The sequence below is a fragment of the Micromonospora sp. NPDC020750 genome (assembly GCF_044334565.1).
Lineage (GTDB): Bacteria > Actinomycetota > Actinomycetes > Mycobacteriales > Micromonosporaceae > Micromonospora.
This window is the reverse complement of the sequence record NZ_JBIRTH010000004.1, coordinates 588156-612604: the sequence shown is the minus strand read 5'-3', so window position 1 is coordinate 612604 and position 24449 is coordinate 588156. Positions and strand designations below refer to the sequence as shown.

Annotated in this window: 23 protein-coding genes; 14 read left to right on the top strand and 9 right to left on the bottom strand. The window is 72.0% G+C overall.

Annotated elements, in window-relative coordinates; genetic code table 11:
• The first annotated feature begins 29 nt into the window (after positions 1-29).
• On the top strand, positions 30-914 hold the full coding sequence (locus tag ACH4T9_RS16510) for an alpha/beta fold hydrolase (RefSeq protein WP_396672566.1): 885 nt from the start codon (positions 30-32) through the stop codon (positions 912-914).
• Between the two features lie 124 nt (positions 915-1038).
• Positions 1039-1905 (top strand): helix-turn-helix transcriptional regulator, encoded by an 867-nt coding sequence (locus ACH4T9_RS16505; protein WP_396672567.1) that lies wholly within the window; start codon positions 1039-1041, stop codon positions 1903-1905.
• Between the two features lie 235 nt (positions 1906-2140).
• Here ACH4T9_RS16505 and ACH4T9_RS16500 read toward each other — a convergent pair whose 3' ends face one another.
• Complete coding sequence (locus ACH4T9_RS16500) at positions 2141-2893, bottom strand: DUF899 domain-containing protein (RefSeq protein ID WP_396672568.1); 753 nt, start codon at positions 2891-2893, stop codon at positions 2141-2143.
• A gap of 228 nt (positions 2894-3121) precedes the next feature.
• Here ACH4T9_RS16500 and ACH4T9_RS16495 point away from each other — a divergent pair, with 228 nt between their 5' ends.
• The gene (locus ACH4T9_RS16495) at positions 3122-4306 is read left to right on the top strand and encodes an acyl-CoA dehydrogenase family protein (protein ID WP_396672569.1); all 1185 of its coding nucleotides are present in this window, start codon (positions 3122-3124) and stop codon (positions 4304-4306) included.
• Between the two features lie 67 nt (positions 4307-4373).
• Here ACH4T9_RS16495 and ACH4T9_RS16490 read toward each other — a convergent pair whose 3' ends face one another.
• The 3 genes from ACH4T9_RS16490 to ACH4T9_RS16480 all read right to left on the bottom strand — a co-directional run bounded on the left by ACH4T9_RS16490 (position 4374) and on the right by ACH4T9_RS16480 (position 6455).
• A complete protein-coding gene (locus ACH4T9_RS16490) occupies positions 4374-5156 on the bottom strand; it encodes an inositol monophosphatase family protein (protein WP_396672570.1) in 783 nt (260 codons plus the stop codon).
• 85 nt (positions 5157-5241) lie between these two features.
• Positions 5242-5370 carry a hypothetical protein gene (locus tag ACH4T9_RS16485; RefSeq protein ID WP_396672571.1) on the bottom strand — a complete coding sequence of 43 codons (129 nt, stop codon included), beginning with the start codon at positions 5368-5370 and terminating at the stop codon, positions 5242-5244.
• Positions 5371-5549: 179 nt separating this feature from the next.
• Positions 5550-6455, bottom strand: a complete 906-nt coding sequence (locus tag ACH4T9_RS16480) for a bile acid:sodium symporter family protein (protein WP_396672572.1) — start codon at positions 6453-6455, stop codon at positions 5550-5552.
• Between the two features lie 360 nt (positions 6456-6815).
• On the opposite strand from ACH4T9_RS16480, the gene ACH4T9_RS16475 reads away from it, so the two are divergent.
• Genes ACH4T9_RS16475 through ACH4T9_RS16465 form a run of 3 tightly spaced genes read left to right on the top strand, consistent with a single transcriptional unit; the run spans position 6816 to position 9462 of the window.
• Positions 6816-7652, top strand: a complete 837-nt coding sequence (locus ACH4T9_RS16475; protein WP_396672573.1) for a lysostaphin resistance A-like protein — start codon at positions 6816-6818, stop codon at positions 7650-7652.
• Entirely contained in the window at positions 7652-8806 is a 1155-nt protein-coding gene (locus tag ACH4T9_RS16470; RefSeq protein ID WP_396672574.1) for a sensor histidine kinase, read from the top strand. The genes ACH4T9_RS16475 and ACH4T9_RS16470 overlap by 1 nt, the downstream gene beginning before the upstream one ends.
• Positions 8803-9462 carry a response regulator gene (locus tag ACH4T9_RS16465; RefSeq protein WP_396672575.1) on the top strand — a complete coding sequence of 220 codons (660 nt, stop codon included), beginning with the start codon at positions 8803-8805 and terminating at the stop codon, positions 9460-9462. Before ACH4T9_RS16470 ends, ACH4T9_RS16465 begins: the two co-directional genes overlap by 4 nt.
• 68 nt (positions 9463-9530) lie before the next feature.
• Here the strand turns inward: ACH4T9_RS16465 and ACH4T9_RS16460 are convergent, their stop codons facing one another.
• Entirely contained in the window at positions 9531-10829 is a 1299-nt protein-coding gene (locus ACH4T9_RS16460; protein ID WP_396672576.1) for an MFS transporter, read from the bottom strand.
• Between the two features lie 321 nt (positions 10830-11150).
• Here ACH4T9_RS16460 and ACH4T9_RS16455 point away from each other — a divergent pair, with 321 nt between their 5' ends.
• On the top strand, positions 11151-11636 hold the full coding sequence (locus ACH4T9_RS16455; RefSeq protein ID WP_396673039.1) for an iron chaperone: 486 nt from the start codon (positions 11151-11153) through the stop codon (positions 11634-11636).
• Between the two features lie 63 nt (positions 11637-11699).
• Here the strand turns inward: ACH4T9_RS16455 and ACH4T9_RS16450 are convergent, their stop codons facing one another.
• Together ACH4T9_RS16450 and ACH4T9_RS16445 are read right to left on the bottom strand one after the other, a co-directional pair.
• Positions 11700-12197: an N-acetyltransferase gene (locus ACH4T9_RS16450; protein WP_396672577.1), complete on the bottom strand. Its 498-nt coding sequence runs from the start codon at positions 12195-12197 to the stop codon at positions 11700-11702.
• Between the two features lie 161 nt (positions 12198-12358).
• Complete coding sequence (locus tag ACH4T9_RS16445; protein WP_396672578.1) at positions 12359-13330, bottom strand: NAD-dependent epimerase/dehydratase family protein; 972 nt, start codon at positions 13328-13330, stop codon at positions 12359-12361.
• Positions 13331-13985: 655 nt separating this feature from the next.
• On the opposite strand from ACH4T9_RS16445, the gene ACH4T9_RS16440 reads away from it, so the two are divergent.
• Complete coding sequence (locus ACH4T9_RS16440; RefSeq protein WP_396672579.1) at positions 13986-15329, top strand: hypothetical protein; 1344 nt, start codon at positions 13986-13988, stop codon at positions 15327-15329.
• 147 nt (positions 15330-15476) lie between these two features.
• Here the strand turns inward: ACH4T9_RS16440 and katG are convergent, their stop codons facing one another.
• Both katG and ACH4T9_RS16430 read right to left on the bottom strand, forming a co-directional pair.
• A complete protein-coding gene (gene katG / locus ACH4T9_RS16435) occupies positions 15477-17753 on the bottom strand; it encodes a catalase/peroxidase HPI (protein ID WP_396672580.1) in 2277 nt (758 codons plus the stop codon).
• 23 nt (positions 17754-17776) lie between these two features.
• A complete protein-coding gene (locus ACH4T9_RS16430; protein WP_396672581.1) occupies positions 17777-18205 on the bottom strand; it encodes a Fur family transcriptional regulator in 429 nt (142 codons plus the stop codon).
• A 201-nt stretch (positions 18206-18406) separates the two neighbouring features.
• On the opposite strand from ACH4T9_RS16430, the gene ACH4T9_RS16425 reads away from it, so the two are divergent.
• Genes ACH4T9_RS16425 through ACH4T9_RS16400 form a run of 6 tightly spaced genes read left to right on the top strand, consistent with a single transcriptional unit; the run spans position 18407 to position 24444 of the window.
• Positions 18407-19339, top strand: coding sequence for an STM4015 family protein (locus tag ACH4T9_RS16425; RefSeq protein WP_396672582.1), 933 nt, complete (start codon positions 18407-18409; stop codon positions 19337-19339).
• Positions 19340-19346: 7 nt separating this feature from the next.
• The gene (locus ACH4T9_RS16420; protein WP_396672583.1) at positions 19347-20294 is read left to right on the top strand and encodes an STM4015 family protein; all 948 of its coding nucleotides are present in this window, start codon (positions 19347-19349) and stop codon (positions 20292-20294) included.
• A 1-nt stretch (position 20295) separates the two neighbouring features.
• Entirely contained in the window at positions 20296-21450 is a 1155-nt protein-coding gene (locus tag ACH4T9_RS16415) for an STM4014 family protein (RefSeq protein ID WP_396672584.1), read from the top strand.
• On the top strand, positions 21438-22241 hold the full coding sequence (locus tag ACH4T9_RS16410; RefSeq protein ID WP_396672585.1) for an STM4013/SEN3800 family hydrolase: 804 nt from the start codon (positions 21438-21440) through the stop codon (positions 22239-22241). Before ACH4T9_RS16415 ends, ACH4T9_RS16410 begins: the two co-directional genes overlap by 13 nt.
• A complete protein-coding gene (locus tag ACH4T9_RS16405; protein ID WP_396672586.1) occupies positions 22238-23563 on the top strand; it encodes an STM4012 family radical SAM protein in 1326 nt (441 codons plus the stop codon). Before ACH4T9_RS16410 ends, ACH4T9_RS16405 begins: the two co-directional genes overlap by 4 nt.
• The gene (locus tag ACH4T9_RS16400; RefSeq protein WP_396672587.1) at positions 23560-24444 is read left to right on the top strand and encodes an STM4011 family radical SAM protein; all 885 of its coding nucleotides are present in this window, start codon (positions 23560-23562) and stop codon (positions 24442-24444) included. The genes ACH4T9_RS16405 and ACH4T9_RS16400 overlap by 4 nt, the downstream gene beginning before the upstream one ends.
• The last annotated feature ends 5 nt before the right edge of the window (positions 24445-24449 follow it).

Here is a 24449-nt window from a genome sequence, read left to right as displayed (position 1 = left end):
TCAATCCATGCCCGCCGAGGAGGCACCCCATGCGTCAATCACAGGTCACCGTCAACGGTGTCGACATCGCATACCGTGAACTGGGCGAGGGGCCGCTGGCCCTGCTGGTGCACGGTTTCCCGTTCACGCCCAACTCGTTCCGGCACCTGATGCCGGTGCTGGCCGACGCCGGCTACCGGGCCGTGGCCCCGTGGACCCGCGGCTTCGCCCCCAGCTCGGTCCCACCGCCCGGCGGCGAACACATCCGCGACATGGTGGCCGACGTCAACGCCCTGCACGAGGCGCTCGGCGGGGACGAGCGGGCGGTGCTGATCGGGCACGATTTCGGGGCCGCCGTCGCGTGGAGCGCGGTGGTGCAGGAGCCGCAGCGGTGGTCGCGGCTGGTCGCCTGCGACGTGCCGCCGTTCCAGTTCTTCGGCGAGTACCTGCTCGACCCCCGGGGCATCAACGTCCAGGCCCACTTCTGGTTCTTCCAGATGGCCGCCGCCAACGAGCTGGTCGCCGCCAACGACCTGGCCTTCCTGGAGTTCATGCTGCACAAGTACTCAAGGGACGGCTACGACGTCACCCAGGACCTGGCCGACATCCGGGCCGCCCTCGGCACCCCGGAGAACCTGAACGCGGCCCTCGGCATGTACCGCACCAACTTCCCCGCCGCGACGTTCGGCGGCCCCGAGTGGGCGGCCGAGCAGGCCGCGCTGTGGGGGGCCCTGCCGAGCCAGCCGACGCTGAACATCTTCGGCGTCCAGGACGTCGCCTTCGCGATGAACGAGGAGAAGCTGGCCCGGATCGTCGAGGCGCTGCCGAAGGGCTCGGTCGGCGCGCTGGTCCCCGACTCGCGGCACGTCCCGCTCACCGAGCAGCCGGACATCACCAACGGCCACATCATGCGCTTCCTGGCGGAGACGGCCTGACCGGTCCGGACGGCTGACCCCGGCCGGGCGCGGCGGATTCCCCTCCCCGCCCGGTCGGAAACCGTTGGTACTTCCACGGTGGGTACCACTGACAGTGCCATGCTGGTCCGTCATACTGAGTCGCATGAATCCGCTCGGCGAGTTCCTCCGATCGCGACGCGGTGTCATCCGGCCGCAGGACGCCGGCCTGGCCCGCTACGGCGAGCGCCGGCGGGTCTCCGGGCTACGCCGCGAGGAGCTGGCTCAGCTCGCCGGGGTCAGCGTCTCCTATTACACCCGGCTGGAGCAGGGCCAGGCGCACAACGTGTCCGACGAGGTGCTCGACGCGGTCGCCCGGGCGTTGCAGCTCGGCGGCAACGAGCGGGCGCACCTGTTCACGCTGGCCCGCCCCGGCCGGACGGCGCCCGAGCGGGCGGTCCGGGCCAGCTCGGCGCCGCCGGCCCTGCGCCAGATGCTCGCGATGATGCCCGACGTGCCGGCGATGGTGCTCAGCGCCGCGACCGACGTGCACGCCTGGAACCCGCTGGGCCACGCCCTGCTCGCCTGGCACCTCGACGAGGCGCCCAACATGAGCCGGTCGGTCTTCCTCGACCCCCGGATGCGCGAGCTGTACGCAGACTGGCCGGGCAAGGCCCGCTCCGTGGTGGCGTACCTGCGGATGGCCGTGGGCCGCTACCGCGACGACCGCCGGGTCGTCGGGCTGGTCGAGGAGCTACTGTCGCGCAGCCCGGAGTTCGCCGGGATGTGGGCCGAGCACCCGGTCAGCACCTGCGAGACGATGACCTACGACATGGCCCACCCGGTGGTCGGCGCGCTGACGGTCAACCAGCACACGCTGCGGCTGGAGGAGGCCCCGAACCTGATGCTGGTGACCTTCACCGTCGAGGCCGGCTCCCCGTCGGCTGCGGCGCTGCGGATGCTCGGCGGTGTCCCCCGGCGCGGCGCGGCCCCGGTGCCGGCCCAGCGGCACAGCGTCGCCGTCCCCTCCTGATCCCGCGCGCCGCCCCGGCACGGCCCGAACGGACCGCGACCCGAACGACGTATGGCTGGAACGACGCACGAGCCAAACGACATAAGGGCCCGGACGCCGCGCCGTCGCGGCGACCCGGGGCCGGGCGTCCTGCTCCACGCGCGACGGCGGCCGGCTCCCGGCGACGGCCGAAGCCGCCGGCCGGGATCCGGCCGCCGCGGACGGTAAGGTGCCGCCGCACCCCACCGCGCCGCCGTCACTGCGTCGCGGTGTCCGTCGGCTGCTGCTCGGCCGGGCTCTCGTGGCGCACCTGGAACTTGTTCAGCCCGGTCCACCAGTTCTCGCCCGGGTTGGCGGCCTGCTCGGCGTCGTAGCGGTCGTGGTGCCGCCACCAGTCCCACGGGTGCGCCAGCCCCTCCTCCTGCCGGCCCAGCGGGGTGACGTCGAGGTAGTTGTAGGTGTTGATGAACACCTCGCCGCCCCGGTCGAACACCGAGCTGGCGTGGAAGATCTTCTCGCCCTCGCGGATGAAGGAGCTGACCGCCGGCAGCTCGCCCTTCTCCATGGTGACGTTGAAGTCGTAGTTGAAGTCGCTGCCGTACGAGGACACCCACGGGATGTGGGCCCAGCCCATCCGGGCCTTGAACTGCTCGATCTTCTCCAGCGGAGCCCGGGCGATCATCACGAACGAAGTGTCCCGAGCGTGCATGTGCGACAGGTCCCCGACGTTGTCGGCCTGCATCGAGCAGCCGACGCAGCCCTCCTTCGCGTCCGGGGCGAACATGAAGTGCCGGACGAGCAGCTGGCGGCGCCCCTGGAACAGTTCGAGCAGCGTCACCTCACCGGTGGGCGAGGCGAACACGTACTCCTTCTCCACCGGCACCACGGGCATGGCCCGGCGCGCGGCGCTGAGCTGGTCGCGGGCGCGGGTCAGCGCCTTCTCCTCCTCCAGCAGCCTTTCCCGGGCAGTGGTCCATTCCTCACGCGAGACGATCTGCGGAAAACTCATCGTTCCTCCCTCGACGGTCGCCGCCGGCCCACACGAAGACCGGGCGACACCTGCGACCCTGACACGGCCACGGAGGGGCCGACTTCTCCGCTCGTGCCTTTTTCACCGGCCGAACCCGCACCGGCAACGAGCAATCCGGAAGAGGCCGCGGCAGCCGGGATGTGACAGCGTCGATGGCGCTTGGCAGACAGGATTCCGATCGATCCGGTCGCCCGTTGAGGAGGACATGTGCCCACGATCACCGAAGCACCCAGCCGCGAGGAACTCGTCCAGCGCGCCGCGGATCTCGTCCCGCTGATCCGCAAGCACGCGGCGTGGCAGGAGGAGAACCGTCGCCTCCACGACGAGACGGTGGCCGCGATCGAGGAGGCCGGGCTGTTCAAGCTCCGCACGCCCCGCCGCTACGGCGGGTACGAGGTGGACACCCGCACGCTCGTGGCGGTCGCCACCGAGCTGGGCCGGGGCGACGCCAGCACCGCCTGGGTCACCTCCGTGCTGTGGATCCCCACCTGGCTCGCCGGCCTGTTCCCCGACGAGGCCCAGGACGAGGTGTTCGCCAACCCCAACGCCCGGGTGTGCGGCACCAACAGCGTCGGCGGCACGGCCGTCCCCACCGACGGGGGCGTCGTCGTCAACGGCAGCTGGCACTTCATCAGCGGGGCGCACCACGCGCAGTGGCAGGAGATCGCCGCGGTCCTGCTGCGCCCGGACGCCGAGCCGGAGCCGATCATGGCGCTGATACCGATCGGCAGCCTGGAGATCGTCGACGACTGGTACACCACCGGCCTGACCGCCACCGGCAGCGTCACCACGGTGGCCCGCGACGTGTTCGTGCCGAGCAGCCACATCATCCCGATGAGCGCGGCCATGATCCCGCAGGGCCTGTCGCAGGGCAACGCCGACTCTTCCGTCTGGCGCACCCCGGCCGCGCTGAACGCGGCGGCGTCCGGTGTGGGCGCGGCGGTCGGCGTGGCCAAGTCCGCGCGCGACGAGTTCCTCGACCGGCTCCCCGGCCGAGGGATCACCTACACCAACTACGAGAACCAGAGCGAGGCGCCGGTCACCCACCTGAAGATCGGCACCGCGCTCATGAAGATCGATCAGGCCGAGTTCCACGCGTACCACGCCGCCGACCTGGTCGACAGCAAGGCGGCCAGCGGCGCGGAGTGGACGTTGGAGGAGCGGGCCCGGGTCCGCGCCGACCACGGCTGGGCCACCCGGCTGGCCAAGGAGGCGGTGGACATCTTCGCCTCCGCCAGCGGCGGCTCGTCCATCTACCGTGACGTGCCGATCCAACGGATCGCCCGGGACATCAACGCGATGAGCCTGCACGGGCTCATCAACGCCGACACCAACACCGAGCTGTACGGCCGGGTCGTCTGCGGTCTGGGCCCGAACACCCTCTTCCTCTGAGCCTTCCCCGACGTGGCGAGCCGCCCGGCGCAACCCCCCGCCGGGCGGCTCGTCACACTTTTCGACGTCAGCCCAGCGCGGCGACCCGGGGCCGGAACTCGTCGATCAACTCCGGCGGCGCGGCGAGCACCCGGCTGCCGTTCACCTCGACGGCCGCGCCGGCCTCGGTGGCGATCACCAGGCCTGCGGCCCAGTCCCAGCGGAAGGCGCGATCCTCGACGTACGCGTCGCAGCGCCCGGCGGCCACCCAGCACAGGGCCAGCGCGGTGGAGCCGAGCATCCGCACCCCCCGTACGTCACCGGCGAGGTCGGCCACAACGGCCGCCTGGACCCTGCGGTGGGCGACGTCGTACGCGTACCCGCTGGCGAGGATGACCTCGTCGAGGGCGGTGCCGGCCGGCCGGGCCAGCGGGCTGTCGCCCAGGTACGCGCCCCGGCCCCGGACGGCATGGAACAGCTCGTCGTGCACCGGGTCGAGGATCACCCCGACGACCGGCTGCCAACCCTCGGCCGTCTCCACCTCGCAGGCCACGCTGACGCACCAGAACGGCATCCCGGACACGTAGTTCACGGTGCCGTCCAGCGGGTCCAGCACCCAGCGCAGCCCGGAGCCACCGACGTGGCCGCTGCCCTCCTCGGCCAGGATGCCGTCGTCGGGCCGGCGGGCGCGCAGCAGCTCGACGATCCGCGCCTCGCTGGCCCGGTCCGCGTCGCTCACCGGGTCGGTGGACGCCGTCTTGTAGTCGACCCGGCCGTGGTCGCCGAAGCGCCGCAGCAGCTCCCGCCCGCCGAGGCGCGCCGCCTCCTCGGCGACCCGCCGGCAGTCGTCCAGCTCAGCGTCACTGATCATCGTGCTCTCCTCGCCACGTTCGGGGACGATCATGATCGTCGCACCGGGGCGGGCCGGACACCACTCGCCCCCGTGAACCCGGCCCTCAGCGGCGCAGGCGGCGGGCACAGGGGCCGTCGTGGTCGGCGCGCAGCAGGCAGAGCCGGCCGCCGCCGGGCATCCGCCGGTCGCAGAAGACCCGGTGGCGTACGTTCTGGTCGTCCTCGGGAGACACGGTGGTCTCCCCCGGGTCGGCCCGAGCTGCCCACCGTCTCTATTCGCGTCCTGCCTCTGGCTGCCGGAGCGCAGTACGGCGCGCTGATGTCGTACCACGAGAAAGAGCGCGCCCGGCGGGGCCGCCGGGCGCGCTCTTCGGTCTACGCTCTCAATCGATCGTGCCGGCGGGGGCCGGGTTCACACCCGGCTCGGGGTCGCCGACAGGCCGCCGGTCGGGGTCGTGGACCGCACGCGGCGGGAGACGATGATGCCGAAGACAGCCGCGGTGAAGAACATGACGAAGCCGTACGTCACCGACGGCATCGCCATCGTGGAGTTGTCGAGCAGCGTCGGGCTCATCCCGATGGTGATGGCCAGGCTGGCGTTGTGCAGGCCGATCTCGAACGCCGAGGCGATCGACTCCCGCTCGCCGACCTTGAGCAGGCGCGGGCCGAAGTAGCCGATCGCCATGCTGATCAGGTTGAACGCCAGCACCACGAGGATGATCTCCCCGAGGATGTCGAACACCTCCGCGCCGATGCCGGCGATCACGCCGGAGATCATCACGATCAGCGCCACCACCGACAGGATCTTGACGGTGCGTTCCAAGCGCTGGGCGGCGGCGGTGAACTTCGCGCGGATGGCCATGCCGATGGCGATCGGGATCAGGACCAGGGCGAAGACCTGGATCACCTTGTCGAACTGGAGGCCGAGCGAGCTGTCCGATCCGACGAAGGCCGACACCGACAGGTTCACGATGATCGGCAGCGTGAACAGCGCCAGCACCGAGTTCACCGCGGTCAGCGAGATGTTGAGCGCCAGATCACCCTTGAACAGGTGGCTGTAGAGGCTGGCCGTGCTGCCGCCGGGCGAGGCGGCGAGCAGCATCATGCCGACCGCCAGCTCGGGGCGCAGGTTGAACGCGACCACCAGGCCCAGGCAGATCGCCGGCAGGATCAGCATCTGGGAGACCAGGCAGACCACCATCGCCTTGGGATATCTCACCACCCGGCGGAAGTCCTCAAGGGTCAGGGTAAGGCCGAGCCCGAGCATGATGATGCCCACGATGATGGGAAAAAGCAGGAGTACCGAATCGCTACTCATGATCACTCTGCCTTCTGGTCGTAAGAGATCCATGAGTTTCACATCGGCGATCGACGCCATACTTCTCAGAACTTGCCCTGTACGAAGCCGGTATCCGCGCCAGGTGCACAGTGGACCATGACCGCTTAAAACGGCAGGTAGCGCGGTCGAGGCGGAAAGCCCCGGACGGACAGCGCCGCGCGGGCCCAGCCAGGCGGGCGACAAGCCCGGTGACTGAGGCAGCGAAGGTCAGCAGGCGCTTGTCCCCCGTGCGAGCTACCCGCGAGTGTCCCCCGTGTGGTGACGCTTCCCGGCCCGCGAATCCATAGCGTTCTGCCTAGCCGCAGCGCTCCGGCCGCGGACCTCTCGAAGGAAATGAACATGCGCCTGTTGAAGCAGCTAATGGCCGTCGTGGCGGTCACCTTCGCCGGCAGCCAGGCCCTCGCCGCGGTGCAGGGGAACGCTTGGCTCACCCTGGCCCTCGGCGTATTGACGGCCGTGGCCGCGGTTCTCGTCTACGGGTGGGTGGCGCGACGCACCGAACGCCGCGATCCCACGGAGGTGGCCCGGGCCGGCGCCGGCACCCGGATCGCCCGGGGGGCGCTGATCGGGGTCGGGATGTTCGCGGCCGTCATCGTCAACATCGCCTTCGTCGGCGGCTACCACGTCCACGGCCTGGGCTCGGTGACGGGTGCGGTGGGGCTGCTCGGGTTCATGGCCGCCGCCGCCACGACCGAGGAGTTGCTCTTCCGGGGCGTCCTGTTCCGCATCGTCGAGGAACGCACGGGGACCTGGATCGCGATGGGGCTGACCGGCGTGGTGTTCGGCCTGATGCACCTGCTCAACCCGGACGCCAGCCTGTGGGGCGCGGTCGCCATCGCGATCGAGGCGGGTTTCATGCTCGCTGCCTGCTACGCCGCCACCCGAAACCTGTGGGTGCCGATCGGGCTGCACTTCGGCTGGAACTTCGCCGCGGGCGGCATCTTCAGCGTCGTGGTCTCCGGCAACGGCGAGTCGAAGGGGCTGCTGGACGCCACGATGTCGGGCCCGGCCCTGCTCACCGGCGGCGACTTCGGGCCGGAGGGAAGCCTGTACACGGTCGCGGCCGGGGTGGTGCTGACCGTGGTGTTCATGTGGCTGGCCCACCGCCGCGGTCACCTCGTCCCGCGTCGCCGCCGCGCGGTCGGCGTCGAGCGGGCGACCGCTACGGTTTCCTGATGGTCGGCTTTCGGATGGTCCCGGACTCGTGGCGGCGGTGGGACGTCACGGTTCGGGACCTCCCGCCCGCGCTGCTGCTCGCCCTCGCGTCGATGGTGCCGGCACTGCACCACCACGGGACGCAGCTCGGCGACCTGCCGGCGCGTCCCTTCGACGCGCTGACCGCCGTGGTGGTCGCCCTGGAATGCCTACCGCTCGCCGTCCGCCGGCGCTGGCCGGCCGTCTGCCTCGCGCTGGTGTCGCTCGGCTTCGCGATCGACCAGCTGCGCGCCTATCACACGGTCGCCGGCTCCGCGCTGGCCATCGCGCTGGTGAGCGCGGGGGCCCATCTGGAACGTCATCGGCGCACCACCCTGGTCCTGGCCACCGCCGCGTACGTGTCGCTGACCGTCGCGCTGGACCAGCGCGGGTCGACCGAGGGCGTGACCGGGTTCGCCACGTTCTACCTGCTGCTGGCCCTCGCCTGGGGCATCGGGGCCTGGCTGCGGCAGTCCCGGGCCGCCGAGGCCGAACGCCGCCGCCAGGTCGACCTGACCGCCCGCACCGCCGAACGCACCCGCATCGCCCGAGAACTCCACGACGTGGTGACCCACCACGTGACGGCGATGGTGGTGCAGGCCGAGGCGGCGCGCTACCTGACCGCCGCCCCCGAACGCCTCGACACGAGTCTGACGGCCATCACCGACACCGGCCGCCGGGCCGTCACCGACCTGCGGCACCTGCTCGATCTACTCAACCCCGACCACGGCACCGGTCCGCGCACACCGTCCGTCGGCGAGCTCCACGCCCTCGTGGAGCAGACCCGGCACGCCGGGCAGCCGGTGGAGTTCACCGAGGAGGGCACGCCGGCGGAAACGGCCGGCGGCGCCGAGGTCGCGGCCTATCGTGTCGTGCAGGAGGCGCTGACGAACGCCCTCAAGTACGCCCACGGCAGCCGCACCACCGTCCACGTGCGCCACGGCGAAGGGGAGATCACCGTGGAGGTCAGCACCGACGGCTCGGATCCGCACGCCACGGCCCCCGGCGGGGGCGGGCGCGGCCTCGCCGGGCTCCGCGAACGCGTCGGCGTGCTCGGCGGTGAGTTCAGCGCGGGACAACGGGCGGGCGACGGCTTCGTCGTGCGGGCCACCATTCCCACCGGGAGCCCATCGTGACCGCGCCGGTCCGGGTGCTGGTCTGCGACGACCAGGCGCTGATCCGCACCGGCTTCGCCACGATCATCGACGCGCAGCCCGACCTCGAGGTCGTCGGCGAGTGCGGGGACGGGCGCGCGGCGGTCGACCTCGCCGGCCGGCTGCACCCGGACGTGGTCGTGATGGACATACGGATGCCGGTGCTCGACGGCATCAGGGCGACCCGCCTGCTGGCCGGCGCCGGGGTGGCCCACCCCGTCAAGGTGCTCGTGGTGACGACGTTCAACCTCGACGAGTACGTGTACGAGGCGCTGCGCGCGGGAGCGAGCGGGTTCCTGCTCAAGGACGCCCCGCCGGCGCAACTGCTGCACGGCATCCGCACCGTCGCGTCCGGGGCCGCGCTGCTGGCGCCCGAGGTGACCCGGCAGCTCGTGGGCAGGTACGCGGCGCGGATCCGTCCCGCCGAGGGCACGCCGCAGAACGCGGGGCTGACCCCGCGCGAACTGGAGGTGTTGCGCCTCATCGCCGACGGCCTGTCCAATGCCGAGATCGCCGCGACGCTGGTGATCAGCCAGGAGACCGTCAAGACGTACGTGTCGCGCATCCTCACCAAACTCGACCTGCGCGACCGCGTGCAGGCGGTGGTCTACGCCTACCGCGCCGGCCTGGTGACCTGAGAGGGCCGGGCGTCGGCCCGCTCCCCCCGTGAGGAGCGGGCCGACCGTAGGCGGGAGGTCCGGCCCGGCTAGGCGGGCTGCTCCGCGTACAGGCGCGTCCGTTGCGCCCACCGCACGACGTACGGCGTCACCAGGCCCCCCGCGACGAACACCCCGCCGAGCAGGAGCCAACCAGGGACCCCCCAGGCGATGCAGAAGAGCGCCAGCACGGTGGGGGCGACCACGTTCGCCAGGCCGGCCCCGAACCCGAACAGTCCCATGTACTGCCCCTGGGCGTGGGCGGGAGCGAGGCTGAATCGGAGTTCCAGCGAGCCGGCCGTGTGCCAGAGTTCACCGATCGTGTGGACGATGACGCCGAAGACGATGCCGATGAGCGCAAGGCGCGAGGAGAGTCCCGCCGCTGCGGCGATCGCGGCCATGCCGACGAAGAACGCCAACCCCGCACGCCGCACGGCTCTCCCGGCGGTGACGCTGTCCGTCACTCCCCGGCTGGCCCTGATCTGGAGCAGCACCACCAGGGCGGTGTTGACGAATGCTCCCGCGCCGATCAGCCACCGGGGTGCGCTGGTGTGTCCGACGATCCAGAGCGGCAGTGCGAACAGAAGCACCTGATGGTGGATCGACATGATGCCGTCGAGCACGGTCACGGCCACGTACGACCGGTCCTTGAGCACCTCCCAGCGGCTGGCCTTCCGTGGCGCAGGAACCGGCGGCAGCGACGGCAGCGCGGCGATGATGGCGGCGCTGGCCGCGAAGGTGAGCGCATTGCCCAGCACCAGTGCGAGGTAGGCCGGACGCGAGTCGTACTGCACCGCGAAGCCGGGGGCCACGGCGGAGCAACTGCCGGCGAGGTTCGCGATCGAGCGCAGGTAGGCGCGGTATCTGGTGAGGTCGGCACCGCCGACTCCGCGAACCAGTGGGCCACGCGCGGCTCCCCCCGCCGAACGAGCGAGTTCGCTCAGGCAGAGCGCCACCAGGAACATCCAGAACGACTGTACGAGGACCAGCGCCGCCATCGCCACGCCCTGAATGACGAGCATCCAGAGGTAGATCTCTCGCGGTCCTCGCCGGTCGGCGAGGTGCCCGACCGGTATGCCGGTCAGGAGGCCAACTGCGGCCGCGATGCCCATTCCAATGCCGACCTGAGCCAGGGAAAGCCCGACGACACGGGTGAAGAAAAGCGCGGCGCTGACCATGAAGACGCCGTTGCCGATCATGTTCACGAACGTCGCCAGAGCGAGAATCCGCTGCGGACGCGTATCCGGAATCAGCCCCCGCCGGACCAGCATGGACGGCTTTCGCTCCTCCTCTTCGGTCGAGTTCCCACCCGAAGGATGGCTGTTCTTCTGACCCTGTAGACCCTGCACGGAATTCGGATCCTTTCCCCGTTGATTCGGCTGCGAATTTAGCCAGATCACGCGGGGCGGGTAATCAGCAAATCGTTCGATACCGGGGACCACCGGCCCGTGCTAAATTTCTTGGCATCGGGAAGAGACCGGCAGGTTCAGCCGATCTCCGTCGGCCACCGTCTGCGGCACGGGCATCGCACAGGCCCCGGCGACCCCGCCGCGTGGCGCGGCCGTCCCGCCGATGGACCGGTCAGGATTCGAGAAGGCGCGTCTCGTCGCCTGCGGCTAGCGTGAATGACCACGCCGACCACGGTGACGGACGAGAGGAGCGGCACCTACGTGAGCGCTGCGTCGAAGGCCAGCAAGGAAAGCAGACAGGGCAAGTCTTCCGAGGAGAGCTTCTCCGAGGTCGAGCGCGCCGCCATCAAGGACCGCGCGGCGGAGTTGAAGGCGGAGGCTCGCCGCAGCAGGAGCGCGAACAAGGCGGCGGCCGACGAGAGGGATGTGCTCGCGAAGATCGCCGAGATGGCGCAGCCGGACCGTGCGGTGGCCGAGCGTCTGCACGCCATCGTCGCGGAAGCCGCTCCGGAGTTGGCCCCGAAGCTGTGGTACGGCCAGCCCGCCTACGCCCGGGGTGGAAAGGTAATCTGCTTCTTCCGCAGCGGCCAGGTGGACAAGCAGCGCTACTCGTCGTTCGGGTTCACAGCGGAGGCGAATCTCGATGAGGACCACGGCATGTGGGCGACGTCCTTCGCCGTGACGGAGTTGAGCGAGAAGGGCGAGGCGGCGGTCAAGAAGCTGCTCAAGAAGGCCGTGCGCAGTTGACCGAATCAGCGAACGGGTGGGCCACACGATAAGTAGGTTGCAGTACCAGTGCGACCGGGCGCGTCACGAGGCGGGCGGCAGCGCGAGCCAGTCCCGCCAGGTGATGTCACGGCCGATGCAGCGGGGCTGTTGGAAGGGCCAGTCGGCGGCGATCCACGGCGGCACCAGCGCGTCGAGCGCGCGCTCCGTCTCGCCGCCGACGAGGTCGTCCACCACCCACCAGGAGACCTCCGCGTCGGCGCCGGCGCGCTCGGGCGGGTCGATGTAGACGCAGCCGAGGATCGCCGTCTCCTCCTCGTCCAGCAGCGCGTAGTTGAACGACTGGTGCGCGGCTATCTCCTTCTCGTGCCGCAGCAGGTCGACGCGGTCCTCCTCGTACGTCATCGTCTCGCTGGGCCAACCCCAGGCCGGGCCGAAGATCTCCCACAGGCGTTCCCGGGAACCCATCACGGCGGGGTAGTCGATCGCGGTGTCCGCCTCGCGGATGGGCCGGAGGTGAAGCGCGGTGCCGGGCACGGGCACACGGACGGGGTGGACGAAGTCATCGGGCAGCCAACTCATGAGGGCCGAGACTACAACCGGCCGGAGACGTTCGCGACGAACTTCTCGGTGGCGGCCGGGGCCTCGACGCCGCCGCTGCTGCTGCACAACCGCCCGGGAAGCGTCCGGGTGGATTCCTGCTTCGCTGCGCGGTGCCGGCACGGATACCGGCCTTACCTGCTTCATACGGTGAGCGGTCGGGCTACCTCCAACTTTCCGTGGTCGATCAGCCAGCGGACGGATTCGAGCACGGCGGCCTGCGGTTCGTAGCGCGGCGCGTAGCCGAGCAGGGTGCTGGCCTTCTCGATGCTGAAGCAGTGGCTGCGGTGTAGGTGTTCCCAGCTCATCTCGGCGTGCTCCGGAGTCGTGGTCTGACGGAATTCTTCCCAGGTCACCGATTCCAGCGACCCGGTGTGCCCGAACCAGCCGGCGGCCTCGTGGGCGTACCCGCGGACGTTCAGCGCGGTGGGGGCGACGATGTTGAAGTCCTCGCCCGCCGCCGCGTCCCGGCGCTCGATTGCTTGCTCGAATGCCTGGGCGACGTCGTCGGCGTGCACGTGGTGCATCAGCTCGACGCCGCTACCGGGGACCTGCAGCGGACGCCCGGCCGAGAGCGTCTGCCAGACCGCGGGGTCGACGTTGCCCAGCGGGCCGATCGGGTGCCAGCCGGGACCGACGATGTGCCCGGGGTGCAGCGACGTGGTCACCAGGCCCCCGGAGCCGGTCTCCTCCTTCAGCATCCGGGCGATGCGGTCCTTCTGGATCCCGTACTCGCCGAACGGGGCGGTGCCCGACGCTTCGGAGATCGGCACGTGGTGACTGGGCCCGTAGCGCCAGACGGACCCACAGTGCAGCAGGTGCCCGGCCCGGCCACGGAGGCTCCCGACCAGCGCGGTGGCCGATTCCAGGGTGAAGCAGACCAGGTCGACCACCATATCCGGACGGAGCCCGGCCACCGTGTCGCCGAAGGTGCCCTCGCGGTCTTCCCACTCCCGGTCGGCGACGACCCGGTGCACCTGCTGCCACTCGGGCCCGTCGGCGTAGGGGGTGCTGGTGCCGCGGCTGATGCTCAGTACCTCGTGGCCGGCGCGCACCAGCCGGGGGACGAGGAATGTGCCGATATGGCCACTTCCGCCGATAACGACGACTCGCATGACTGTCCCATCAATGTCCGGGGCCGTGGGGCCGTGTCTTCGGCGTACCGACCCAGCTCGGGACGGCCGGCGTGCAGCCAGGGTAGAGCTGTCCGATTGGTGGGCCCGGCTGGTCGGGCTGGGCAGGACGAAGGTGAGCCGGCGGGTGCGGACTTGCCCACTGCTGTTCCCGCGCCGCCTACCCCGAACCGCCTCTCGATCGCCTGCTCGAGCGTGGGTCCCGGCTCTGCCGGAGGCCGGTCGGCGTCCAACACCACGCTGCCGCTCTGCAGCAGCGTGGCGACATGCCCCTACCCCGCTTCGGTGAGCAGTGCCCGCAGGCCGGCCATGGCGACCCGCCGAGGTTGATGCCGCGGAGGAGCACCGCGTAGCGGGACATGTCACGGATAGCGGCTGATGGCCGGAAGGGCTCATCGCCCTCGGATGCCGGGGTCCGTGGTAGAAACCCCGCGTGGCGTTCGACGATCTGGCCTACACCGGGACACCGCACGACCGAGCCCCGGGCCGGCGTGCTGACCCCGAGTGGGTTGCCGGCCAGCCGGCTGCGGGGTGGGGTGTCCGCGGCGCGGAGACGGCGGTAACGTAGCGCCCCATCATGCCCGCATCGCGGTCTCGCGTCGGGCCTGAGGTCGCCGATCGTATGGAGGATGCCGGAATGTCCACCGGGGAGCCGTTCGCGGCACGCAACGAGCCGAACGGGCGGCCGAGCTTCGAGCAGACGCTGCGCGGCTACGACAAGCGACAGGTCGACCGGTACGTCGAGCAGGTCGAGGCCGGCGCCGCGTCCCTGTCGGCCGAGCGGGACCGGGCGCAGTTCCAACTGCGCAACCACACCCTCCAGTTCCAGCAGCTCCAGGCGGAGCTGGCCGAGCTGCGCCAGCGCCCGGCGCAGGTGGATCGGGCGTCCTTCAGGGACCTGGGGCCGGTGGTCGACCAGATCCTCGCGCTCGCCGAGAAGCAGGCCGGGCTGATCGCGGAGACCGCCACACAGCGGTCCGGCGAGTTGCAGGGCGAGGCGGAGCGGGTCCTGCTGGAGGCGCAGGAGCACGCCGCCCAGACGCTGCACGACCTGGAGGCGGAGCTGTCGGCCCGGCGCGCCGAGCAGGAGAAGGCGTACGAGGAGCGGCGCTCGGCGGCCGAGGCGCAGCTCGCGGACATCCAGGAGCTGGTGGAGCAGCTACGGGTGGACGGCGAGGCCGCCCACGAGCACGCCCAGCAGGAGGCGAAGCGGATCAACGAGCTGACCGCCCAGCAGGTGGAGCAGGCCCGCGTCGCGGCCGAGGCGCTGACCAAGGCGGCCCGTACGCAGATCCAGCAGGAGGTCCAGGCGGCGCGCGCGCAGAGCCAGCAGGAGTTGACCCAGTGGCGGGTCAACGTGGAGCGGGAGATCAACGAGCGGCGGGCGGCGGCCGAGCAGGAGCTGGCCGAGCACCGGGCGGCGGCCGAGCGGGACGTGGCCGGCCAGCTCACCGCCGCGGAGGAGAAGATCGCCACGCTGATCGCCGAGGCGCAGCAGTACTCGACGGAGGTGCGCAAGCGCGCCGACGAGCAGGCGACCGTGCACCAGGAGCAGCTCACCGCCGTGCAGCAGGAGGTCGGCGGCCAGCGGCAGGCGCTGACCCAGCTGCACGCCGAGCTGGACGGCGCCCAGCAACAGCTCGCCCGGGTCCGCCAGGAGGGGGCCGCGGTCGAGCACCAGGTCAACCAGTTGCAGCAACACCTGGGCGAGATCCGGCAGGAGCTGGCTGCCGAGACGAGCCGGCTGGAGGAGGCACGCCGTTCGGCGGACTCGGTCGAGCAGCACGCCAAGGACGTCCGGGCCCGGGTGCAGCGCGAGGCGAAGCGGGTGGCGGACCTGGCCGCCGCCGCGGTGATGGCCGCCGCGGCCGGGGGCGGCGAGACCGCCGAGTACCCGACGGTGCGGTCCCGCCCGGAGGCGGGCCGGCCCGCCGAGGCGGCCGGCCAACAGCCCGCGCCCGAGGTGGCCGCGAGCGCCTGACCTGGCCGCCTCCGACACGTGAACGTCAGTCGTCCTCGGCCCGGTGGCCGGGATGGCGGGCGTGCATCAGGTCGACCAGCGCGGTGGTACGGACGGGCCCCGGTCGATCGCTGGTGGATCGGCCGGGGCCCGTCGTGCGAGGCCGGGTCAGGCGAGGTCGAACCGGTCGAGCTCCATGACCTTGGTCCAGGCTGCGACGAAGTCGGCCACGAACTTGTCGCGCGCGTCCCGGCTGGCGTAGACCTCCGCGAGGGCCCGTAGCTGGGAGTTGGAGCCGAAGACGAGGTCGACCGCGGTGGCGGTCCACTTCACCTCATCGGTGCCCAGGTCCCGGATCTCGTACCCGTGCTCCTCGGACTCCGACGCCTTCCACCGGGTGTTCGGGGAGAGCAGGTTGGTGAAGAAGTCGTTGGTGAGCACGCCGGGTCGTTCGGTGAGGACGCCGTGCCGCGTGCCGCCGACGTTGGCCCCGAGCGAGCGCAGGCCGCCGATGAGGACGGTCATCTCGGGCGCGGTCAGGCTGAGCATGTAGGCACGGTCGAGGAGCAGCACCTCCGGCTGGGTCTTCTCGCCGGGACGCAGGTAGTTGCGGAACCCGTCGGCGCGCGGCTCGAGGACCCGGAAGGACTCGGCGTCGGTCTGCTCCGCGGTGGCGTCGGTGCGGCCCGGGCGGAACGGCACGGTCACCTCGACGCCGGCGTCGCGCGCCGCCTTCTCGACGGCGGCCGAGCCGGCCAGCACGATCAGGTCCGCGAGCGAGATCTTCGCGCCGCCGGCGGAGTTGAACTCCCGCTGGATGCCCTCGAGGGTCGCCAGGACCGTCGCGAGCTGCTCGGGCTCGTTGACCTCCCAGCTGCGCTGCGGCTCAAGACGGATCCGCGCGCCGTTGGCGCCGCCGCGCTTGTCGGTGGACCGGAAGCTCGCGGCCGAGGCCCAGGCGGTGGAGACGAGCTGGGCGGTCGTCAGGCCTGCCTGGAGGACCTTCGCCTTGAGGGCGGCGACGTCGGCGTCACCCACCAGCTCGTGGTCGACGGCCGGCACCGCGTCCTGCCACAGCTGGGGCTCGGCGACCCACGGCCCGAGGAAGCGGCTGACCGGACCCATGTCGCGGTGCAGCAGCTTGTACCAGGCCTTGGCGAACGCCAACGCGAACTCGTCGGGGTTCTCCAGGAAGCGGCGCGAGATCTTCTCGTACGCCGGGTCGAGGCGCAGCGACAGGTCGGTCGTGAGCATCGTCGGCTTGTGCTTCTTCGACGGGTCGTGGGCGTCCGGGATGATCGCCTCGGCGTCCTTGGCGACCCACTGCTTCGCGCCGCCGGGGCTCCTGGTGAGTTCCCACTCGTAGCCGAAGAGGATCTCGAAGAAGCGGTTGCTCCACTGCGTCGGCCGGTCGGTCCACGTCACCTCGAGACCGCTGGTGATCGTGTCCCCGCCCTTGCCGCTGCCGTGGGTGCTCAGCCAGCCCAGGCCCTGCGTCTCCAGCGGGGCGGCCTCGGGCTCGGGGCCCACGTGGTCGTCGGCGACGCCGGCGCCATGGGTTTTGCCGAAGGTGTGGCCACCGGCGATGAGGGCGACGGTCTCCTCGTCGTTCATCGCCATCCGGGCGAAGGTCTCCCGGATGAAGTGCGCCGCCGCGACCGGGTCCGCGTTGCCGCGGGGGCCCTCCGGGTTGACGTAGATCAGACCCATCTCGGTCGCCCCGACGCCGACTGCCATCTCCTTCTCGGAGGCGTAGCGCTCGTCGCCGAGCCAGGTGTCCTCCGGACCCCAGAAGATCTCCTCGGGCTCCCAGACGTCCTCCCGGCCGAAGCCGAAGCCGAAGGTCTTGAAGCCCATCGACTCCAGGGCGACGTTGCCGGCGAGCACGAGCAGGTCGGCCCAGGAGACCTGCTGGCCGTACTTCTGCTTGACCGGCCAGAGCAGCCGGCGGGCCTTGTCGAGGTTGGCGTTGTCCGGCCAGCTGTTGAGCGGGGCGAACCGCTGACCGCCGTCGCCGGCGCCGCCGCGACCGTCCTCGATGCGGTAGGTGCCCGCGGCGTGCCAGCTCATCCGGATCATCAGGCCGCCGTAGTGACCGAAGTCGGCCGGCCACCAGTCCTGCGAGGTGGTGAGGGCCTTGGTGATGTCCTGCTTGAGGGCCTCGACGTCGAGCTTGGCGACCTCCTTGGCGTAGCTGAAGCTCTCCCCCAGCGGGTTGCCCTTGGACGAGTGGGCATGCAACACCGAGAGGTCGAGCTGGTTGGGCCACCAGTCCCGGTTGGTACGCGGACGCCCTCCGGTCTTCGGCGTCGGCGAGTCGATCGCCGGGTTCTCGCTCTCGCTGCCGTGCGCGGTCACGGAGTCGTGCGCGACCGGGCAGCCGGCCGCCTCCTTCTTGTCCACGCCCTGCGCGCTGGAGGGGGCGTTGTCCTGGGTGTCGCTCATCTACATCCTTCCGACCTGGCGGATCACTGGGAGGTGCGTTCGGTCGCGCAGTCGGGGCAGGTGCCCCAGTAGACGACCTCCGCCTCGTCGACCACGAAGCCGTGGTCGTCCGAGGCGGCGAGACAGGGAGCATGGCCGACAGCGCAGTCGACGTCGGCGATCACGCCGCAGGAGCGGCACACGACATGATGGTGGTTGTCCCCCACCCGGGACTCGTACCGGGCGATCGCACCGGCAGGCTGGATGCGCCGCACCAGACCGGCGTCGGTGAGCACCCGCAACACGTCATACACCGCCTGGTGGGAGACCGTGGGCTGATCCGCCCGTACCAGGGCGATCACCGTGTCGGTGTCGACATGCGAATGGTCGCGCAGCGCTGCGAGCACCGCCAGCCGGGGCCGGGTCACACGCAACAGGACCGCGCGCAGCTGAGCCTCGAAGTCTGAGGTCACCCGATGACCATAGTCCACTCTTCTGGAACGAATCAATTCTTATCCAGGTTCGGCCCGCACGCCTTCGACGCAGACCTGGCCGGCCAACCGGTAGAGCCCCTGCCTTGGCCGGATCGACCGGCCGCCACCGCCGGTGATCTTTCTGTCGGTACGGACTGTTACGGTCGCGCCGCCGCTGAAACAGTCGAGCCGGAGGTTGGCGTGATCAGGTCCCATCTGTCGTCGTTCACCGGGCTGCCCGTGCTGCCCTTCACCCCCGGGATGGCGCTGCCCGAAGATCCGTCGGCGGTCGCCTGGCGGCTGGAGGTGGAGGACTTCGAGGCCGACCCGGAGGAGTTCGCCGCGCTGGTCACGGCCCTGCGTGACGAGGTGCCCGCCGACGCGGTCCGCGCCCTGGTGATCGGCGAGTGGGGCTCGGCGTACGAGGAGGCGCCGCCGCTCGACCTGCTGGTCGAGGCGGCGCAGAAGTGGACGTCGCTGCGGGCGGTCTTCCTCGCCGACCTGGTCAGCGAGCAGTGCGAGATCTCCTGGCTCACGCACGGTGACATCACCCCGCTGCTCGCGGCGTACCCGTCGCTGGAGGTGCTGTGGGTGCGCGGGGCCAACGAGCTGCGCCTCGACCCGGTGCGGCACACCCGGCTGCGGGAGCTGGTCTTTCAGACCGGCGGGCTGCCCGGGTCGGTGACCCGCGCGGTCGGCGGCTGCGACCTGCCCGCGTTGGAGCGCCTCGAACTGTGGCTCGGCCGGCAGGACTACGGGGGCGACACGACCGTGGACGACCTGGCCGAGGTGCTGGCCGGCACGCGGCTGCCGGCGCTGCGCCACCTGGCGGTGAGCAACGACGCGTTCGCCGACCTGATCGCGCAGGCCGTCGCCGCCGCCCCGGTGGTCCGCCAACTGGAGGTCCTCGACCTGTCCAAGGGGGTGTTCACCGACGCCGGCGCGGAGGCGCTGCTGGCCGGGCAGCCGCTGACCCACCTGCGCCGCCTCGACCTGCACCACCACTTCCTCTCCGAGCCCGCGCGTGAGCGGATCGTCGCCGCCCTGCCGGGCGTCGAGGTCGACCTGTCGGACGCGCAGACCGTCGAGGTGTACAACGGCCGCGAGTACCGCTTCACCGCGGTCGGGGAGTGAGCGGAACATGACCGTCGGATCCCACGCCGACTTCTTCGCCGGCCGCACGGTCGTCGAGGTACCCGCCGACGGCCCGCTGCCCGACGCCGACGGCCCCACGGCCTGGCGGATCGCCGCGCACGACTGGGACAACAGCACCGACCACAAGCTCAACCCCCAGTTCCGCGACGCGTTCGAGCGGTTCGTCGACCGGGCGGGCGAGTCCGTGGAGGCCCTGGTGATCGGCTCCTGGGGGTACGCCGCGTTCAACGAGGCCCCGATCGCCCAGCTCTGCGAGGCCGCGCCGCGCCTGCCCAACCTGAAGGCCCTCTTCCTCGGCGACATCGTCGCCGAGGAATGCGAGATCTCCTGGATGCGGGTGGGCGACGTCAGCCCGCTGCTGACCGCCTACCCCGGCCTGGAGGTGCTACGGGTGCGCGGCGGGGAGGACTTCCGGTTCTCCCCGGTGCGCCACGACCGGCTGCGCCGGCTGGAGGTGCAGAGCGGCGGGTTGCGTCCCGCCTTCGTCCGGGCGGTGCTCGACTCCGAACTGCCCGCCCTGGACGAGCTGGAGCTGTGGCTCGGCACCCCCGACTACGGCGGTGAGACGACCGTGGCGGACCTGGCCCCACTGCTGGCCGGGGAGCGGTTCCCCGCGCTGCGGCGGCTCGGGCTGTGCAACTCCGAAATCGCCGACGACATCGCCGAGGCCCTCGCCGCCGCGCCGGTGGTGAAGCGGCTGGCGGCGCTGGACCTGTCGCTGGGCACCCTCGGCGACCGGGGAGCCCTCGCCCTGGCCGGTGGGCAGCCGCTGACCCACCTCGCCAAGCTGGACCTGAGCCACCACTACGCCTCCGAGGACACCGTCGCGGCGGTGAAGGCGGCCCTGCCGGGCGTGTGGGTGGACCTGTCCGACCCGCAGGAGGAGGACGAGGACGACGGCGAGACGTACCGGTACACGGCGGTGTCGGAGTGACATGCGGCTGACCGTCGTCGGCAACCCCGACAACCGGCGCGTCGGCCTGTTCACCCGGGCCGTGCTGGCCGCCGGCCTGCCCCGGCCGGCGGTGCTGCCCTGGGTCGACGTGCTCACCGGGGCGGCACCGCCGCCGGCGGGCGCACTGGTGCGCGTCGACTCCCCCGGCGAGGACCCGGAGGTGGACCGGCTGCTGCGTCGGGCCGCCGGCCCGGCACGGCACGGCGAGCTGATCGGCCTCGCCGACACGTACGCGGGGCTGGTCGACGGCCTCGGCCGGGTCGCGGCAGGCGGCGCGGAGCTGCTCAACGACCCGGCCGACGTGGCCGCGCTGTGCGACAAGCGGCGCTGCCACGCCCTGCTGTCCGCCGCCGGGGTTGCGGTGCCGGGCGCGCTGCCCCCGATCGACGGGTACGCGAGCCTGCGCGCGGCCATGGCGGAGGCGGGCTGGGCGCGGGTGTTCGTCAAGCCCGCGCACGGCTCGTCGGCGGCCGGGGTGATCGCCCTCGCGGTCGGTCCCGGCCGGGTCCGGGCGGTCACCCCGATCGAGGTGGCCCCGGACGGGCTGTTCAACTCGCTGCGGGTGCGCCACTACGACGACGAGGCCACCGTCGCCGCGCTCGTCGACCGGCTCGCCCCGGAGGGGCTGCACGTGGAGCGGTGGCTGCCCAAGGCCGGGCTCGGCGACCGGGTCGTCGACCTACGGGTGGTGGTGGTCGCCGGCCGGCCCAGCCACGCGGTGGTGCGCGCCGCCCGGGGGCCGATGACGAACCTGCACCTGGGCAACGCGCGCGGCGACCTGGCCGAGCTGCGGGACGCCGCCGGTCCCCCGTCGTGGGCGGCGGCGATGGAGACCTGCGAGCGGGCCGCTGCGTGCTTCCCGCGCAGCCTGCACGTCGGCGTCGACCTGATGTTCCTGCTCGGCTGGCGGCGGCACGCGGTGGCGGAGGTCAACGCGTTCGGGGACCTGCTGCCCGGGGTGCTGGTCGACGGCCGGGACACCTACGCCGAGCAGGTGCACGCCCTGACCAGCGGCCGGTGGGACCGCTGGCGGGACGCCGGGACGCGGGCCACGTCGGCGACAGCCCCCGAGGCCGGGCAGCCGGCGGGGCAGCCGGGCCGGGCCGGGCGGGAGGTGTTGGCGTGCGGAGCCTGATCGGCGGTCACGACATCTGCCTGGTCACCCTGGACACGCTGCGCTGGGACGTGGCCGACGGGCTGGCCGTCGGCGGGCGCACCCCGCAGCTCGCGCGGGCGCTGCCCGGCGGCCGGTGGGAGCGCCGGCACTCCCCCGCCAGCTTCACCTACGCCGCGCACCACGCGTTCTTCGCCGGCTTCCTGCCCACCCCGGTCACCCCGGGCCGGCACGAGCGGCTGTACGCGGCGGCGTTCCCCGGCAGCGAGACCGCAGGCTCCGACACCTGGGTCTTCGACGCGCCGGACCTGCCGACCGCCCTGGCCGGGGAGGGTTACCACACGCTCTGCCTGGGCGGGGTGGGGTTCTTCAACCGGCGCAGCCCGCTCGGTTCGGTGCTGCCCGGCCTGTTCGCCGAGGCGCACTGGGAGCCGGAGTTCGGGGTCACCTCCCCCACCTGCCTGGACGCCCAGCTCGACCGGCTGGCCGAGGTGCTGCCCCGGGTCCCCGCGCGGCAGCCGCTGTTCACGTTCCTCAACGTCGCGGCGCTGCACCAGCCCAACCGGCACTACGTCCCCGGCGCCGCACACGACGGCCCGGCCAGCCACGCCGCCGCCCTGGAGTACGTCGACAGCCGCCTCGGCCGGCTGTTCGCCCTGCTCACCGGGCGCGGCCGGCCGGTGTTCACGATCATCTGCTCCGACCACGGCACGGCGTACGGGGAGGACGGCCACACCGGCCACCGGATCGGCCACGACGTGGTGTGGACGGTCCCGTACGCCCACTTCACCCTGCAACCGGGAGAATGGTGACCAACACCGACACGGGCCTCGACGGCTCGCCGTACCAGCAGTACCTGTACGCGTACCCGCACAAGACCTCTTACCGGGCGCTGCGGCCCCGGCCGCCGCTGGCCGACGTGTGGCGGGCCGAGGCGCGCGACGCGCTCTTCCTCTACGTCCACCTGCCGTTCTGCGAGATGCGGTGCGGGTTCTGCAACCTGTTCACCCGGGCCAACGCGCCCGCCGAGCAGGTGACGGCGTACCTGCGGCAGCTACGCCGGCAGGCCCAGCGGGTGGCCGACGCGCTCGGCGGCGACGCCGGGTACGCCCGCACGGCACTCGGCGGCGGCACGCCGACCTACCTGACCGCCGACGAGCTGACCGAGCTGTTCGACATCGCCACGTCCACGCTCGGGGCGCGGCTGCCCGGCGTACCGCTGTCGGTGGAGACCTCGCCGGCCACCGCGACGCCGGACCGGCTCGCGGTGCTCGCCGCGCACGGCACCACCAGGGTGAGCATCGGCGTGCAGAGCTTCCTCGACGTCGAGGCCCGCGCCGCCGGCCGCCCACAGCGCCGCACGGAGGTGGAGGCCGCCCTCGGCGCGATCCGCGACGCGCGGATCCCGGTGCTCAACATCGACCTGATCTACGGCATCGACGGGCAGACCGCCGACACCTGGCGGCAGAGCCTGGACGCGGCGCTGGCGTGGCGGCCGGAGGAGCTGTACCTGTACCCGCTGTACGTGCGACCGCTGACCGGGCTGGGCCGGCGGGCGCACGGCCGGGCGGACTGGGACGCGCAGCGGCTCGCCCTGTACGAGCAGGCGGTGGACGCCCTCGGCGCGGCCGGGTACCGGCAGGAGTCGATGCGGCAGTTCCGCCGGGCCGACGTGCCGGCGCCGGACGGCCCGGACTACTGCTGCCAGGACGACGGGATGGTGGGGCTGGGCTGCGGCGCGCGCTCCTACACCACGGGCCTGCACTACTCGTTCGACTACGCGGTGAGCGTGTCCGAGGTGCGGGTGGTGCTCGACGATTACCTGGCCCGGCCGGCCGACGACTTCCGGTTCGCCGAGTTCGGGTTCACCCTCGACGACACCGAGCAGCGCCGCCGCTGGCTGCTCAAGTCGCTGCTGCGCGCCGAGGGCGTGGACCCGGTCGCGTACCGGGCCCGGTTCGGCCGCCCGCCCGGCGAGGACTTCCCCGAGCTGGGACGGCTGGTCGACCGGGGCTGGGCCGCCGACGGCGGGCTGCGGCTCACCCCGGCGGGGCTGGCCCGCTCCGACGCCGTCGGCCCGTGGCTGACCTCCGCGCAGGTGCGCAGCGCGATGACCGGGTACGTGCCGCGATGAACCCGGCCGATCGGTGCGGCGGGGAGGCGGGCCTGGTGATCCTCTACCGGGGGCCCCTGGCGAGCTGCAACTACGACTGCCCGTACTGCCCGTTCGCGAAGCGGCGCGACCCGCCGGAGCTGCTGGCGGAGGACCGGGCGGCGCTCGCGCGGTTCACCGGCTGGGTGGCCACCAGCACCGACATGCGGCTGTCGGTGCTGTTCACCCCGTGGGGCGAGGGGCTGACCCGCCGCTGGTACCGGGACGCCATGGTGGCGCTGTCGCACCTGCCGCACGTCGACCGGGTCGTCATCCAGACCAACCTGGCCGCCCGGATGGACTGGCTCGCCGACGCCGACCCGGCCCGGGCGGCGCTGTGGACGACGTACCATCCGGGGCAGGTCACCCGGGAGCGGTTCCTGGCCCGCTGCGCGCGGCTGGCGGAGCTGGGGGTCCGGTTCTCGGTCGGGGTGGTCGGCCTGCCGGAGCACCTCGACGAGGCGCGGGCCCTGCGCGCCGCGCTGCCGCCCGAGGTGTACCTGTGGGTGAACGCCGCCGAGGGCCGCCGCTACGACGCCGCCGAGGAGGCGACCTGGACGGCGCTGGACCCGCTGTTCGGCTACAGCGTGCGCCCGCACCTGTCGCTGGACCGGCCGTGCCACGCCGGGGAGACGGCGATCTCCGTGCTCGGCGACGGCACGGTGCGCCGCTGCCACTTCGTCCCGGAGCCGATCGGCAACCTGTACGACGGCTCGTGGCGGGCCGCGCTGCGCCCCCGCACGTGCGTCAACGCGGTCTGCGACTGCCACATCGGGTACGTCCACCTCAAGCCCCTCGGGCTGCGCGACGTGTTCGCCGGCGGGCTGCTGGAACGTATCCCGGCCGCCTGGCCGCGCGGCTGACGCCG

Bases quoted from the DNA above. Each gene is read 5' to 3' on its own strand.
- ACH4T9_RS16450 (WP_396672577.1), bottom strand. From the start codon at position 12,197: ATGAGTTGGCTGCCCGATGACTTCGTCCACCCCGTCCGTGTGCCCGTG.
- ACH4T9_RS16500 (WP_396672568.1), bottom strand. From the start codon at position 2,893: ATGAGTTTTCCGCAGATCGTCTCGCGTGAGGAATGGACCACTGCCCGG.
- ACH4T9_RS16420 (WP_396672583.1), top strand. From the start codon at position 19,347: ATGACCGTCGGATCCCACGCCGACTTCTTCGCCGGCCGCACGGTCGTC.
- ACH4T9_RS16510 (WP_396672566.1), top strand. From the start codon at position 30: ATGCGTCAATCACAGGTCACCGTCAACGGTGTCGACATCGCATACCGT.
- ACH4T9_RS16445 (WP_396672578.1), bottom strand. From the start codon at position 13,330: ATGCGAGTCGTCGTTATCGGCGGAAGTGGCCATATCGGCACATTCCTC.
- ACH4T9_RS16480 (WP_396672572.1), bottom strand. From the start codon at position 6,455: ATGAGTAGCGATTCGGTACTCCTGCTTTTTCCCATCATCGTGGGCATC.
- ACH4T9_RS16400 (WP_396672587.1), top strand. From the start codon at position 23,560: ATGAACCCGGCCGATCGGTGCGGCGGGGAGGCGGGCCTGGTGATCCTC.
- ACH4T9_RS16475 (WP_396672573.1), top strand. From the start codon at position 6,816: ATGCGCCTGTTGAAGCAGCTAATGGCCGTCGTGGCGGTCACCTTCGCC.
- katG (WP_396672580.1), bottom strand. From the start codon at position 17,753: ATGAGCGACACCCAGGACAACGCCCCCTCCAGCGCGCAGGGCGTGGAC.
- ACH4T9_RS16415 (WP_396672584.1), top strand. From the start codon at position 20,296: ATGCGGCTGACCGTCGTCGGCAACCCCGACAACCGGCGCGTCGGCCTG.
- ACH4T9_RS16440 (WP_396672579.1), top strand. From the start codon at position 13,986: ATGTCCACCGGGGAGCCGTTCGCGGCACGCAACGAGCCGAACGGGCGG.
- ACH4T9_RS16470 (WP_396672574.1), top strand. From the start codon at position 7,652: ATGGTCGGCTTTCGGATGGTCCCGGACTCGTGGCGGCGGTGGGACGTC.
- ACH4T9_RS16490 (WP_396672570.1), bottom strand. From the start codon at position 5,156: ATGATCAGTGACGCTGAGCTGGACGACTGCCGGCGGGTCGCCGAGGAG.
- ACH4T9_RS16505 (WP_396672567.1), top strand. From the start codon at position 1,039: ATGAATCCGCTCGGCGAGTTCCTCCGATCGCGACGCGGTGTCATCCGG.